General features: G+C 36.0%; 13 protein-coding genes and 1 pseudogene. 13 read left to right on the forward strand and 1 reads right to left on the reverse strand.

Annotated elements, in window-relative coordinates; all coding sequences use genetic code 11:
• Positions 1–986 precede the first annotated feature (986 nt).
• From HZ311_RS10620 to HZ311_RS10670, 11 genes and pseudogenes are all read left to right on the forward strand, one after another.
• On the forward strand, positions 987–1,370 hold the full coding sequence (locus tag HZ311_RS10620) for a DUF7006 family protein (protein WP_019724361.1): 384 nt from the start codon (positions 987–989) through the stop codon (positions 1,368–1,370).
• A 535-nt stretch (positions 1,371–1,905) separates the two neighbouring features.
• Positions 1,906–2,532: a pentapeptide repeat-containing protein gene (locus HZ311_RS10625; RefSeq protein ID WP_023519165.1), complete on the forward strand. Its 627-nt coding sequence runs from the start codon at positions 1,906–1,908 to the stop codon at positions 2,530–2,532.
• 130 nt (positions 2,533–2,662) lie between these two features.
• Positions 2,663–3,016, forward strand: coding sequence for an MmcQ/YjbR family DNA-binding protein (locus HZ311_RS10630; RefSeq protein ID WP_178946656.1), 354 nt, complete (start codon positions 2,663–2,665; stop codon positions 3,014–3,016).
• Positions 3,017–3,156: 140 nt separating this feature from the next.
• Positions 3,157–3,483 (forward strand): annotated as a pseudogene (locus HZ311_RS10635) (transposase).
• A gap of 42 nt (positions 3,484–3,525) precedes the next feature.
• A complete protein-coding gene (tnpB, locus tag HZ311_RS10640; RefSeq protein ID WP_023519168.1) occupies positions 3,526–4,677 on the forward strand; it encodes an IS200/IS605 family element RNA-guided endonuclease TnpB in 1,152 nt (383 codons plus the stop codon).
• A gap of 385 nt (positions 4,678–5,062) precedes the next feature.
• Positions 5,063–5,293, forward strand: coding sequence for a hypothetical protein (locus tag HZ311_RS10645; RefSeq protein ID WP_023519169.1), 231 nt, complete (start codon positions 5,063–5,065; stop codon positions 5,291–5,293).
• Between the two features lie 61 nt (positions 5,294–5,354).
• Complete coding sequence (locus HZ311_RS10650) at positions 5,355–6,608, forward strand: efflux RND transporter periplasmic adaptor subunit (protein ID WP_178946657.1); 1,254 nt, start codon at positions 5,355–5,357, stop codon at positions 6,606–6,608.
• A complete protein-coding gene (locus tag HZ311_RS10655; protein WP_137072014.1) occupies positions 6,595–7,278 on the forward strand; it encodes an ABC transporter ATP-binding protein in 684 nt (227 codons plus the stop codon). The genes HZ311_RS10650 and HZ311_RS10655 overlap by 14 nt, the downstream gene beginning before the upstream one ends.
• 6 nt (positions 7,279–7,284) lie before the next feature.
• Positions 7,285–8,517 (forward strand): ABC transporter permease, encoded by a 1,233-nt coding sequence (locus HZ311_RS10660; protein ID WP_137072016.1) that lies wholly within the window; start codon positions 7,285–7,287, stop codon positions 8,515–8,517.
• 12 nt (positions 8,518–8,529) lie between these two features.
• Positions 8,530–9,186 (forward strand): response regulator transcription factor, encoded by a 657-nt coding sequence (locus HZ311_RS10665; protein WP_178946658.1) that lies wholly within the window; start codon positions 8,530–8,532, stop codon positions 9,184–9,186.
• Complete coding sequence (locus tag HZ311_RS10670) at positions 9,183–10,541, forward strand: HAMP domain-containing sensor histidine kinase (protein ID WP_178946659.1); 1,359 nt, start codon at positions 9,183–9,185, stop codon at positions 10,539–10,541. Before HZ311_RS10665 ends, HZ311_RS10670 begins: the two co-directional genes overlap by 4 nt.
• Positions 10,542–10,878: 337 nt before the next feature.
• On the opposite strand, the gene HZ311_RS10675 is transcribed toward HZ311_RS10670, so the two are convergent.
• A complete protein-coding gene (locus HZ311_RS10675; RefSeq protein WP_178946660.1) occupies positions 10,879–12,249 on the reverse strand; it encodes an amino acid permease in 1,371 nt (456 codons plus the stop codon).
• A 241-nt stretch (positions 12,250–12,490) separates the two neighbouring features.
• Here HZ311_RS10675 and HZ311_RS10680 point away from each other — a divergent pair, with 241 nt between their 5' ends.
• A complete protein-coding gene (locus HZ311_RS10680; RefSeq protein ID WP_023519176.1) occupies positions 12,491–13,237 on the forward strand; it encodes a metal ABC transporter ATP-binding protein in 747 nt (248 codons plus the stop codon).
• Positions 13,234–14,091 (forward strand): metal ABC transporter permease, encoded by an 858-nt coding sequence (locus tag HZ311_RS10685; protein WP_023519177.1) that lies wholly within the window; start codon positions 13,234–13,236, stop codon positions 14,089–14,091. The genes HZ311_RS10680 and HZ311_RS10685 overlap by 4 nt, the downstream gene beginning before the upstream one ends.
• The last annotated feature ends 7 nt before the right edge of the window (positions 14,092–14,098 follow it).

Raw genomic sequence — 14,098 nt, forward strand, 5'->3', positions numbered from 1 at the left:
TAGGCTTGCATCCATTGCGAAAGTTAAAGATATATTTTTGGAATTTTCCAATTTCTTATTTGTTAACAAGTGAGATAGAAATTCAAAAAAAGCTAGAATATTTTCAGATGTATATTTTTAATAAAAGAGTAAAGGAGAATTGCTTTTATCATAGTATTCATTTAGTTAGGAGCTCATTAGATCTAAGTTTCTTATATGTTGAATATGAGAGTAATGTTCAAATTGAGTAGTGGACATTCATATAAATTAAAAGTAACTTATGTTATCTTTTGAGTGAAAGGTTAACGTTTTTTATTTGCTTATTGGAGCGTTCGATTTTACATGGTTATTTTAATCAGTATCAAATGAGTTGGTTTTACTTCTATGATCAGTTTTTGATAGTGGTTCAAAGTGTTCAGTAGATAAACGAGCTACTAATACCATTAATTACCGGATATTCGTCCTTTCTATTTTTTTTTTAGCAATCCACTTTTGCACTAGCGTAAGGTTAAAAAACAAATCGCTTTCAGATTGATAATTAATATTACCTAATAACTATATTAAAATAACTTAATGACAACAATCTATAAATTTCAGAAAACTATGAAATTATTCAATTGAAGTATTATTTGAATACTGTAAAATTGCATGAAGAAGTTAGAAATTAGGAGTGTTATTAGTTCAATTTGTTTGTTAATTATTGCGACGAAAGAGGCTTGTTCTTAAGGTAGTCTCACATAAACAATTTTAAGTAATGGGAAAAACTGATTTGGATCTAGTAAGATGTTCTCTGCATTAAATGTTATTATGAAACACATCAAATATAGAATCTGTTACTTTCATTAATGAGTAAATATAAAAATAATCTGTGAAGAAAGATATATTTTTTTGTAATTATTTTCTTGAGTGAAGTATCAAAATGTAAGCGTAATTAAATTTAGTGAATCTGACAAATAAATCTTAAAAGAAACATTAATGTGGTTTTTAATGTTTTAAGGAGGGAGCGAATGGAAACGAAAAGAATTGAAACGCCTGAAGAATACTTGGCCTATTATGATCAGAGAGTAATCAATCATTCTTTTATCAGTAAACATCCAGAAATGTTTGAATTTTATCTTGATTTACGAACAAAATTCCTAATGACTTATCAGCAAACAGATGCCACTCTTTTTCTGAAATTAGCAATATTATTAGATATTGATGCACAGCTACAGATCCTATTAGAATTGATCAAAAGTACAAACAAAAGTTTATGTGAAGAATTAGGGATGACAGAATCAGAAATCATTTCAATGATCGCCAAAGATAAAAAATGTTTTTACAGAGAACTAACAGGTCTTGACATGAATCACTCAGTACCATGGCAGTTGATTTATCTTAGTGAATCTTGAGGAAGCTTGATTGCTCTCATTAAGGTAGAAAAAATTCAACGAACTAGTCGCAGGTAAAAAAACAAAGGTCGGGACAAGAGAAGTTATCTCTATCCCGACCTCATATACATATAAAAATTAATAGATTGTTTCCGTGTCTTGATCATATCAAAAACGTCATAAGCAACAAATCCCATTGCAAGCAAATAAAGCGCCCAAGTAAAGATCGAATTTGTGATGAATTGGTAGTATAGATTTAAACTGCAAAGGGTGTATAATGCCAAGCGTAGGAATGTGAATGGTTTGGAATGATAATTAGTCAAAATAAAAGCCTCCTGAAAGATACATATCCTATTTAAACAATAAAATACTAGTTACTTATAGTGTACGGTGAAAGCTGTTTCATTGTCAAATATCGACAGGGGATAAAGCCGATTAGCTTGCAATAAGATATGAGTAAAAGCAAGTTTATCTATATGAGATAAATCACGTTATCTTATCTTTATTCTGTTATGATAAGGGTAGTAAAACAAATAGATAGAAAGGAGCTGAATGTATGGCAAAGAAAATTGCTTCTCCAGAGCTGCCCGAATTAGTTGAGGGAAACTTTTATTTAGAGGATGAAACAACCTTTTCAGGTATTTTTTCTGAAGGGGAAGATCAAAGTTATCTTAGTTCTCGCAATATCGTGTTGAAGAGTAGCCATATCAAAAAATTAGCGATGCAAAAATCTCGTTTAGAGCGGTTTGAATGTAGCGATGTCATTTTTGAGAAGTGTGATTTCTCAAATTTAGAATGGTTTGGCGCAAGCTTTCATCGTGTACACTTCAAACAATGCAAATTGACTGGAACCAATTTCTCAGATAGCTTCTTGCGTGATTGTGTTTTCGAAGAGTGCGTAGCAAATCTCTCTTCTTTTAGCTACACGAATATGAAGTTCGTCAGATTTAGCGACAATCAATTGAAAAATACTGATTTTTTCGATAGCAATTGGAAAGATCTAGTAGTAGAAAACAATGACCTTTCAGGCTCTAATTGGGTCAATACGCCACTGAAAGGTTTAGACTTTACAACAAATACATTTTCTCAAATCAATCTATCTATGGAATTACTTCGTGGACTGATCGTTAATCAGGAACAAGCGATCATTATTTCGGCTGGGTTGGGATTGGTAATTGAATAGATAAAACAGAACGAACAATGTTAAGAAATTAGTCAATCTGATCGAATACATCCTAGAATCAACCTAGAGCATAGTTGAATTATTTCATGACCACTTAATTTAGTTTATTGGCAGAAAGGAGAACTTACCAATGGATTTGACAGAAAAACTTGTCGATTTTGCTACTACCTTGGAAGCCGTCCAAATGGATCATCCTTTTGGAAAATTTCCAGATTATATCGTGTTTCGACATCAATCGACAGGTAAATGGTTTGGTTTGATCGTATCTGTTGAAAAAGACAAATTAGGCATAGAAGGCGAAGGTCAAGTCCCCCTCGTCAATGTCAAAGCAGATCCAGAGATCATCCCCATCCTGAAAAAGAGTAAAGGCTATTATCCTGCTTATTATATGAATAAACAACATTGGATCAGTGTAGCTTTGAATGGTGCAGTCACAGAAAAGCAACTCTTTTATATACTGAAAGAGAGTTATGATTTAACGTAATTAGGCAGAAGTCGCCCATCCTCTCTAGGTGGGTGATGAATGTCGTTCGGTATGAGGATTGCCGTTGGCAACTCGAAACCCGACAGGTTATTATGTTCGACGTTATTATCAATCTATAGGAGAAATGAGTGGATAGAACAATGGCATTCGACACGAATCACCATTCAGAATTTCTCCTCTATTCTCACCTTGTGTTGGTAACTAAATACCGTAGACAAGTGATTGACGCTGAACGATCTGAATTTGCTAAAACCACTTTTGTACGAATGGCAGAATCTTATCCCTTTAGTTGAGTGGCATCATGAGAAAGATCATGTGCAAAACCCATCTAAAACAGAACTGACAATATTCATCACTGCTTATCAACGTGATTTCCCACGAATCAAACAGTTTCTTTGAAAAGAAATGGTTTCGTCTAAAAATTTTTGACTACTGGTGACGTATCTATTAGTGACATCAAGAAATAGAGTCAAAGCCAAGGAAACAATCACAAGGAGTAGATGAAGCTGATGGAACGACTGAAAGCATATAAATTTAGAATTTATCCAACAGAAGAACAAGAAATTTTCTTTGCCAAATCTTTTGGTTGTGTCCGTAAGGTCTACAATCTAATGCTTGATGACCGAAAAAAAGCCTATCAAGAAGTAAAAAATGATCCTTCTAAAAAAATGAATTTTCCAACACCCGCTAAATACAAGGAAGAATTTCCGTTTTTGAAAGAAGTAGATAGCCTTGCTTTAGCGAATGCACAACTCAATCTAGACAAGGCGTACAAGAACTTCTTTCGTGATAAATCCGTTGGATTTCCTCGTTTCAAAAGCAAAAAAAATCCAGTTCAAAGTTACACCACCAACAATCAAAATGGAACAGTTAGTTTGATTGATCATAAATTCGTCAAAGTTCCTAAATTGAAGTCATTAATTAAAATCAAGCTTCATAGAAGACCGAAAGGAATGATCAAATCAGCGACCATTTCGCGTCATTCAAGTGGTAAATACTATATTTCATTGTTGTGTAAAGAAGAAATTAGCGAACTACCTCAAACGAATTCCGCTATTGGGATTGACCTTGGGATCACTGATTTTGCCATTTTTTCAACTGTTCAAAAGATTGATAACAATAAATTTACCTCAAAAATGGCAAAGAAACTTAAACATGAACAACGTAAATTGTCAAGACGTGCGTTATTAGCTAAACAGAGAGGGTTCAATCTGTTTGAAGCGAAGAATTATCAAAAACAAAAACGGTTAGTCGCTCGATTACACGAAAAAGTAATGAACCAACGGAATGATTTTCTAAATCAATTGAGTACAGAAATGATCAAAAATCACGATATTATCTGTATTGAAGACTTGAATACCAAAGGTATGTTGCGTAACCATAAATTAGCAAAAAGCATTTCTGATGTGTCTTGGTCTAGCTTTGTGAAAAAACTACAGTACAAAGCTGACTGGTACGGTCGGAAAATGATCAAGGTGGATCAATGGTTTCCATCTAGTCAAATCTGTTCGAAATGTGGACAGAAAGACGGCAAGAAATCCCTCGAAATTCGAGAATGGACGTGCCCTCTTTGTCACGCGCATCATGATCGAGATATCAATGCTAGTATCAATATTCTGACCGAAGGACTACGCATAAAATCGCTGACTGAGATAACATAAAGAACCGTAGGAACTACGGAGATCGCTTGGTAAACAAGAGAAACCGCTGTGAGTAAAGAAATACACTTACAGGTATGCTCTATTCCCAAGAAGCTCCCACTTCAAGTGTTAAGAACCGTTAGGTTTAGCAAAGTGGTGAGTAGTTCACCGAATGAGTGCTAAAAATAATAGTGGAAGATTTCACTTTCATCAAAACAATCCAACGATCACTTGGGTTGTTTTTTTTTTGTGTGAAATTTAAGCGCTATCTTTTTGTTCAAAAAAAATTACCAAAAAAATTACACAAAAAACAGATTAGCTTTAGAAAGAGAATAGGTCTGTTATGTATGATAGTAAATATAACAAGAGAAACATAACTAAAACAAATAGAAGAGGATGGTTTTTTATGATGAAAGAAGGAACAAAGTATAAAGGTTATCTGGTATTAGTATGTTCTATCGGTCTTTTAGCAGCATGCAGTTCAGAGACCAAAGATACAAGTGAATCAGATATGCCAAAAGTAAAAAGTGAACGAAAAATAACCGTGGATGGGAAAGAAGGAACAGAAAAAGTTTTAGATAATGGAATGGTTGTTCAAGAGTTTGAGGAAGAAGTCTCGGAAAAAGAAGAGGAATGAGCTTTGGATAGAATTATATAAGCGCTTTTCTAATGACTGATCTGAATGAAGGAGTAGGTACATGAAGCCTAAAAAAATAAAAAAATTCAACCGAAAATGGTATTATTTAGTAGCAGTCATCACTGTTTTACTAGTAGTTGGTGCAATCAGTATAGTTGTTTCTAGTGGGAAAACAAAAGAAGAAAATGCAGGAACAAATATTGAAGCACGGTCTGTCAAATCCCTCATTGATGAGGTGAAAGCGGCGAATTTGATTTTAGCAGGAAAAGTCATGCCAAATAATAGCAACAAAATCAAAATTGATCCAGAACGAGGAACAGTGAAAGATATTCTGGTAAATGAAGGCGATGTCGTAGAAAAAGGGCAACCTTTGTTTACATACCAAACGGATCAACAGAGAAAAGTTGTGGAAGCTGAAATGGACGTAGAAATCAAAGTGAGAGCAGTAGAACAAGCACGAGTGACTGCAAATCAAAAATGGACAGCACATAACCAAAAAGTAGCAGAGCTTGGAAAAGCAAGACAAGATTATGCGAAGGAAAAATCCGAAGAGTTACAAAGTACGATCAAAGCATTAGAAGGAGAAATCACCAGTCTACATGCAGAAGCTATTGCTGGTGACAATGAAGTGAAGAATATAGAAACAGACTTGCGAAAAGCCCAACTACTTCACGAAAACGAAAAAGAACGGCTGAATGAAGACACAGTGACAGCCGATAACTCAGGAAGAATCAAATCATTGAATCGTGACTTAGTCAATCAATCAAAAGAACGTCAAAAAGAAGAAAACTTTATGGAGATCCTTGATGATTCGAACTTGTACGTGGATGGCCAAGTCACTGAATTTGATCGTGAAAAAGTTGCTGTCGATCAGCGAGTAGAAATTATGGATCGTAAAGACCAAGAGAATACTTGGCAAGGAACCATTGTGCAGGTGGCAAATTTAACAAGTGATGCAAAACAAGACGATCAAAAAGAAGAGAATCCAAATTTATCTAAGTTTCCTTACAAAGTTAAGATTGATCCAAAAGAAGAAATGCCACTGATTGGTTCCAATGTGTATGTCAATGTTTTACCGAAAGATTTTGTGTCAGGAAAAGTAATCATCAACCAAAGATACCTCATGGAAAAAGATGGAAAATATTATGTATGGAAAGTAGAAAATGATCGGATCAAAGAGCATGAAGTCAAGGTAAATCCGATGGATAATGAACTCGCAGAAATAGTCGAAGGATTGACTGTTGAAGATCAACTTGCTTTGCCTCAAACAGGAATGGTCGAGGGAATGGAGGTTGGTGCAAGTGTTGACGCTTAACAACATTCAGAAGTCATATTGGCAAGGCGGGAAAGAACTAAAAGTCCTTAAAGATATCTCTTTGCAAATCAATGAAGGAGAACTGGTCGCAATCATGGGGCCATCGGGGTCAGGAAAGTCGACGTTGATGAATATCATTGGTTGTCTGGATACGGCTACATCAGGGGATTACATCGTTGAAGGAACGAATGTCAAAACGTTAGCGGACAATTCATTAGCCGATTTTCGTAACGCAAAAATCGGCTTTGTTTTCCAGAATTTCAATCTCATGCCAAAATTAACTGTTTCGCAAAATGTGGAAATGCCATTAACGTATAAAAAAGTCAATAAAAAAGAGCGGCGTAAGCGTGCCTTGGATATGTTGCAACTCGTAGGGTTAGAGGATCGAAGTGACTTCAAACCAATGGAATTATCAGGAGGACAAAAGCAACGTGTCGCAATTGCGAGAGCTTTAGTGACTAACCCTAGTTTTGTTTTAGGGGATGAGCCGACAGGGGCACTTGATACAAAAACCAGTAGCCAAATCATGGACCTTTTTAAGGAATTCCACCAAGCAGGAAAAACAATTATTCTAATTACCCATGAGCCAGAAATTGCAGCGTTATGTCAGCGCACGATCACTTTACGAGATGGTCAAATAATCAGTGATGAACAAAATAAAGTGAGGTGATCAAGAATGGAAGAAATCAGATTTGCCTTACAATCGATTTTTGCTCATAAGATGCGTTCAGTGTTGACTATGTTAGGTGTCATTATTGGGATTGCTGCCATTATTTCGATTTTCAGCATCATCGGTGGAAATACCGAAAAAATGAAACGAGAAATGATTGGTGGTAACAATAATACGATGAACATCCAATACGATAAAAAAAGTTCATTCCAAAGTGGAAACCTATTTGGGGGAGGCCTATCAGAAAAGGAAGAAAAAAAACCGTTATACCTTCCGTTTTTACGTGAAGATGTATTAAATAAAATTAATGAGATACCAGAGGTCTTAGCAAGTGGCTTGTCATATCAAAAAGATGGGAAAATCTATAGGAAAGCAAAAGGGGCTGACGCCAAAGTTTCTGCTGTCACTTCTTCTGTTGAGGATTTGGAGCAATTAAACTTCATCAAAGGGGAAGGTTTTGCTTCTCAAGCCTTCAAGGAGCAACAACAAGCCATTTTTCTGGAAGATTCCTTGTATGACGAATTATTTCCCAATGAAGAAGGGATCGGACAGTTTGTCGAAGTGAATGGCGTGCCATTCAAAGTTCAAGGGGTATTTCAGTTAGATCCCAATAGTAGTAATCTATTTAGCTTTGAGAAAAGAGCTTATGTTCCTTTACAGCAAGCACATAAACTATCTGATGAGTTAGATATTGTGCCACTTGTCACGATCCAAACAAATAATACCGATCAATTACAAGGCGCTGCAGAAAAAGCAGCAGAGATTCTTAATCAACAGATCCCACCATCCGATTATGAATATGGGGTAATGAATCTGAAAGACTTTGCCAGAGAATTGGAACGAATGAACCAGTCAAGTTTTATTCTCTTGTCCGGTATAGCAAGTATCTCGTTATTAGTAGGGGGGATCGGTGTGATGAATATCATGTTAGTCTCTGTCACGGAAAGAACGAAAGAAATCGGGATAAAGAAAGCACTCGGCGCAAGAAGAAAAATTATTTTAAAACAATTTTTAGTAGAAGCGGTAGTCTTGACATTGATTGGTGGGATACTGGGGATACTTATAGGCTTACTAAGTGGCTATGTTATCACACAGTCGCTTGATTATCCTTATATTGTGTCTGTACTGTCTATTATCGTTAGCTTAGTTTTTTGTTCCCTAATGGGTGTGATATTTGGCTTATTACCAGCGATGAAAGCATCCAAATTAAACCCTATTGAGGCATTACGCTTTGAATAAGGAGAGAGTGATATGGAAAGAATTTTAGTGGTTGAAGATGAATATATGATCAATCAAATCGTGACGGAATTTTTAAAAGAGCGTAAATATGAAGTTTATTCAGTAAGAAGTGGCGAACAGGCATTGGAAGTTTTTGCTGAAGAAACATTTGACTTGATCCTATTGGACATTATGTTGCCTGGGATAAGGGGGACGGATGTTTTAAAGAAAATTCGGGAAACGTCGGATGTGCCGATCATCATGCTGACTGCCTTGGATGATGAATATACGCAGTTGCTCAGTTTTTCTCATTTGATCAGTGACTATGTCGTCAAACCTTTTTCTCCACTTATTTTGATCAAACGGATCGAAAATGTGTTTCGGATGAATCAAGGAAATCCCCACATCACTGTCGGGGAGTACGCCATTGATCTTGATGGTGGTCTTGTAAAATACCAAGAGGAAGAAATCCATTTAACAAGAAAAGAGTATGATATTTTAGTGATTCTAATAAGAAACAAAGGGAAAATCATCACGCGAGAACAATTAGTACATCAAGTTTGGTCGTATGAATATCAGTTGGAAAATCGAATATTAGATAATCATCTAAAAAATATCCGAAAGAAAATGCCACTTTTATCCATAAAAACGATCAAAAATAGAGGCTACCAGCTTGAGGACACGCCATGAGTATCATGCTGAAAAATTTTTTGTTTTCTGGGATCATCATTTTTCTAGTTTCGATTCTTTCGTTGATTGTTTTATATTTCACGATGCCTATCTACTATGAACGAATGAAGCTGAACGAAATAAACAAGGAATTCAATCAAGTGGCAAAGAGTATAGAGAACAAAGACTTAGCTACTATGCAAAAGGTGGTTGATCAATACTGGTTTGGAAGAGAACAAAGTCTTGATATCATGCTGATTAATAACAATGGTATGATCCTTGGTCCCTTCTTTGACGAGAATCTTGACTATTCAGGACTAAGTTTTGTACCTGATGAAACGAACCTTTATCAAGAAATTACTGACAAACAAGGTAACACTTATTATTTAGTTGGTATATACTCAATGCAACCAGTTGAAGAAGCAAGTAAAGTCTTACTTCATTTATATCCATTCATCATCATCGTCTCACTAATCATTGGGGGCATCGGCGCTTACTACTATAGTATTTATTCGACAAAAAAAATCAAAGAGATATCCAAAGTAACAGAAAAAATGATCGAATTAGATGCGGATATTCGTTGTGATGTCAAAGGTACGGATGAAATCTCACTTTTAGCGCAAGATATCAACCATCTATATGTTTCTTTGATCCAAACAATTGAAGTGTTAGAGCTTGAAGTAGCTAAAACGAAAGAATTGGAACAAGCAAAGTCAGAGTTTATGCAAATCGCTTCTCATGAATTGAAAACACCTGTTGCTTCATTGATGGGGTTGATTGATGGCATGATCTATAATGTCGGAAAATTTAAAGACAGAGAGCGATATTTAGAAGTTTGCAAAAATATTTTGCAAGAACAAACAGAAATGATCAATAATATCCTCTTTGCCTCAAGAAACAATTTGCCTTCAGATGATGTGGTCTATGAAGAAGTCTCAATCAAAGAAATGATCGAACATAAATTGACTTCTTTCCGGATACTTGCGGAAGCAGAACAGAAAAAACTAGTCGTTAATCTAAAAGGGGAGAAAATCATCGGTAATAAAAATGATATTGATAAAATTTTAGATAATCTACTAAGTAATGCCTTCAAATATACGAAGCATGAGGGAGAAATCAGTCTGTTTTTTGATGGTAAACAATTAGTGATTGAAAATGAAGTGAATCAGATACTTACGGAGGAGGAATTAAGTAAGATTTTCCAACCTTTTTATAGACCAGATTTTAGCAGAAGTCGAGATACTGGAGGTTCTGGTTTAGGATTGTTTATCGTACAACAACTTTTTGAAAAATATGGCTGGGAGTATTCATTCAAGTCAACTGCTAATTCCAGGATGTGCTTTTCTGTCATTTTTAGTGGAAGAAGCCTAAATTGATCGATGGTATTCCTAAAGGACAAACGGTCTGTCGCCACAAGATTTATTGGATATTTTTGTGATGGTAGCGAAGCTAATAGCCAAATTGCACAACTGCTATTTGCCAGGGACTTTGATTTTTTATTTTTACACACTCAACTGGAATGTACAAAACCACACTATACCATACCACTAAATAGTAAGAACAAAATGATCAAAAAACTCACAACGTACTAGAAACTCTTGTAGAAAATTTAGTCCCTGGTAAGTAGCAGTTGTGCAATCAGGTTGTGATAGATTGAAAGAAGTCAGGACTACGTTCGCGCAGTCCTGACTTCTTTTTGTATACTTTCTTATACTATTCCTTGATTTTTCTTTCGCGTACAAAATAGTAACCCGCCATATAGATCAAGAAAATCAAACCAATCATCAATGAGATCCTTGTTTCGGGATTGATGAACATAAAGACTAATACCACTGCCAAAAAGGCCAATGACAGGTAATTGGTATATGGGGATAAGGGCATTTTAAATGGATGTTCAAGCATTTCTATCGGATGTTTTTTTCTGAATTTGATTTGACTGATCAAAATAACGATCCAAGGTACCATCCCTGGTAAGATACTGGAACTATAGACAAAAACAAATAAATCCTGTGATTGGGAGTAGACGAAGGGCAACAAATAATTCAAAATCAACCCAATCAAAATACCAAATGAGATGGCTACTACTGGGTAAAATGGCACTCCATGACGTGTAAGTTTCAAAAACTTTTTAGACATTTTGCCGTTGATGGCTAATGTGTAGACCATGCGACTGGCGCTGAAAATACCGGAATTACAACCAGATAAAGCAGCAGTGATGACAACAAAATTGATCAAACCAGCAGCAAACGTGATCCCGATTTTAGAAAAAGTTTGAACAAACGGTGATCCTAGTTCGCTCAATTGATTCCAAGGATAGATGCTGACAATGATGAAGATCGCCCCAATATAAAAAATCAAGATCCGCCCGATCGTTGATTGGACAGCGTCTACAATCGTTTTTTGGGGATCTTTCGCTTCACCTGCAGTCATCCCAATCAACTCGATTCCTTGGTAAGAGGCAACGACGATCGATAGAGCAAAAAAGAATCCTTTCACGCCACCAGTAAAGAAACCACCATTTTTCCATAAGTTTGAAATCCCGATTGCTTCTCCATGGTTACCGAATCCAAATAAAATGATGCCTAAACCGGCGATGATCATCAAAATAATTGTCACTACTTTAATAGTAGAAAACCAAAATTCTAATTCACCGAATGCTTTGACAGAAACAAGGTTGGCGAACATCAAGAAAAGGATCACAACGATTCCTGAAATGATCTGGGGCAAGTCTGGCCACCAATAGTTCATATATTCCCCTACAGCAATGACTTCACTGATACCGACCACGATAAACTGAAAAATATTGCTCCAAGCCGTCAAATAACCTGCGACGGGATGGATGTATTCACTTGCATAATTAGCGAAAGAACCGGTAGAAGGATCTAAATACAACATCTCGCCCAATGCACGCATGATCAGGTACAAAAAGAAGCCTGCTACAGCATATGCAACCATTACAGAAGGTCCTGTCCAACGGATGGTGGATGAAGCACCCATGAACAGACCGACACCGATCGTTCCTCCTAGCGCAATCATTTGAATATGACGTGCACTGAGACTACGAGTTAATTTTTCTTCTTCCATACAAAAACTCCTTTTTTAAGTTGAGTGATAAAGTAAAAAATAAGTTTATTCTATAACTAGCAAACAAAATAACGACCATTACTTTATAGCTCTTGTTTGTGATTTTACAGAAAATTTTCAAAAATTGCGAGAAAAATCTAAAAAATCAAAAAAATTAGCTATAACACTTGTAAATGATTTTGATATTAGTTAAACTAAGTTTGAATAAAAAGTTAGGTACACCGAAAAGGAGTGGTAAGAGGTGTCTAAAAATGAAATATCCGTTAAAGATTTGACGGTTGCTTATCAAGGAAAGACAGTATTAAATCATGTATCAACAGTTATCCAATCACAAAAATTTACAGGGATCATTGGACCGAATGGCGCTGGGAAATCTACTTTTATGAAAGCTTTATTAGAATTAGTTCCTAAAATTTCCGGAGAAATCACTTTCGACGGTCGCTCCATAAAAACGATTCGCAAAAAAATTGCCTATGTCGAACAGCGTAGTGAGCTGGATCTTTCTTTTCCGATCGATGTATTAGGGGTAGTTTTGTTAGGAACCTATCCATCCTTGCGCTTGGGGCAACGTCCTGGGAAAAAAGAAAAGGAACGAGCAAAACAAGCCTTAGCGAAAGTGGACATGACAGATTATGAAAATCGACAAATCAGTGAATTATCTGGAGGACAATTACAGCGGATATTTATTGCTAGAGCCTTGGCTCAAGGCGCAGAATGGATTTTTTTAGATGAACCATTTGTTGGGATCGATGCGGTCAGTGAAAGAAAAATCTTTGCTATTTTGGATGAACTGAAAAATGAAGGGAAAACTATTGTGATCGTCCATCATGATCTGCACAAAGTCGAAGCCTATTTTGATGAAGTAATTTTATTGAATAAAGAATTGATTGCAGCTGGATCAGTTGACGAAGTATTTACTTCAGAAAATCTACAGTTGGCTTATGGGGAGATCATTGGGCAATTAGTTAAAGGGGTAATGGAAAAATGATTCAATCGTTTATTGAGGGGTTAATGGATTATCAATTTCTGCAATATGCATTGATTACATCTATGTTAGTTGGATTGGCTTCAGGGGTGATTGGCTCTTTTATTATTTTGAGAGGGATGTCTTTGATGGGGGATGCGATTTCTCACGCGGTACTGCCTGGAGTCGCGATTTCGTATATGTTTGGTTTTAGTTACATTCTAGGAGCCACTGCATTTGGGATGTTGACAGCTGGCATAATCGGATTTGTCACACAGCGTAGCCGTTTGAAAAATGATACAGCTATTGGGATCGTTTTTAGTTCGTTCTTTGCATTAGGTGTCATCTTGATTTCTTTTGCTCAAAGTGCAACTAATCTGTACCATATCTTATTTGGAAATGTTTTAGCAGTTAGAGAAAGTGATATGTTGATGACTGCCATAGTGAGTGGGATCGTCTTATTGTTTGTATTTATTTTTTATAAAGAACTGAAAATCACTTCTTTTGATCCGATGATGGCAAAAGCTTATGGGTTGAATACGACACTTGTTCACTATTTGTTGATGTTCTTCTTAACACTGGTTGCCGTTGTGAGTTTACAGACAGTAGGAACGATTTTGGTCATCTCGATGTTGATCACACCAGCAGCAACTGCATACCTATTGACCGATCGATTGGCAAAAATGATTTTTATTTCGGCAACAGTCGGCGTGTTAAGTGCGATCATCGGTGTGTTTTATAGTTATAGTTATAATTGGCCTTCTGGGGCGACCATCGTGTTGACCAGTGCAGTATTCTTTACGTTGGCCTTTTTATTTTCACCGACTAAAGGGATTATTTTTTCAAGAAACAAAACGAAAAAAAATGCCGAGTCGTAAAAAATCT

The organism is Enterococcus mundtii, assembly GCF_013394305.1.
Classification (GTDB): Bacteria; Bacillota; Bacilli; order Lactobacillales; family Enterococcaceae; genus Enterococcus_B; species Enterococcus_B pernyi.

What these genes read in the sequence shown, in the direction of transcription:
- HZ311_RS10620 (WP_019724361.1), top strand. Translation starts at nt 987, where the DNA reads ATGGAAACGAAAAGAATTGAAACGCCTGAAGAATACTTGGCCTATTAT.
- HZ311_RS10625 (WP_023519165.1), top strand. Translation starts at nt 1,906, where the DNA reads ATGGCAAAGAAAATTGCTTCTCCAGAGCTGCCCGAATTAGTTGAGGGA.
- HZ311_RS10630 (WP_178946656.1), top strand. Translation starts at nt 2,663, where the DNA reads ATGGATTTGACAGAAAAACTTGTCGATTTTGCTACTACCTTGGAAGCC.
- tnpB (WP_023519168.1), top strand. Translation starts at nt 3,526, where the DNA reads ATGGAACGACTGAAAGCATATAAATTTAGAATTTATCCAACAGAAGAA.
- HZ311_RS10645 (WP_023519169.1), top strand. Translation starts at nt 5,063, where the DNA reads ATGATGAAAGAAGGAACAAAGTATAAAGGTTATCTGGTATTAGTATGT.
- HZ311_RS10650 (WP_178946657.1), top strand. Translation starts at nt 5,355, where the DNA reads ATGAAGCCTAAAAAAATAAAAAAATTCAACCGAAAATGGTATTATTTA.
- HZ311_RS10660 (WP_137072016.1), top strand. Translation starts at nt 7,285, where the DNA reads ATGGAAGAAATCAGATTTGCCTTACAATCGATTTTTGCTCATAAGATG.
- HZ311_RS10665 (WP_178946658.1), top strand. Translation starts at nt 8,530, where the DNA reads ATGGAAAGAATTTTAGTGGTTGAAGATGAATATATGATCAATCAAATC.
- HZ311_RS10670 (WP_178946659.1), top strand. Translation starts at nt 9,183, where the DNA reads ATGAGTATCATGCTGAAAAATTTTTTGTTTTCTGGGATCATCATTTTT.
- HZ311_RS10675 (WP_178946660.1), bottom strand. Translation starts at nt 12,249, where the DNA reads ATGGAAGAAGAAAAATTAACTCGTAGTCTCAGTGCACGTCATATTCAA.
- HZ311_RS10685 (WP_023519177.1), top strand. Translation starts at nt 13,234, where the DNA reads ATGATTCAATCGTTTATTGAGGGGTTAATGGATTATCAATTTCTGCAA.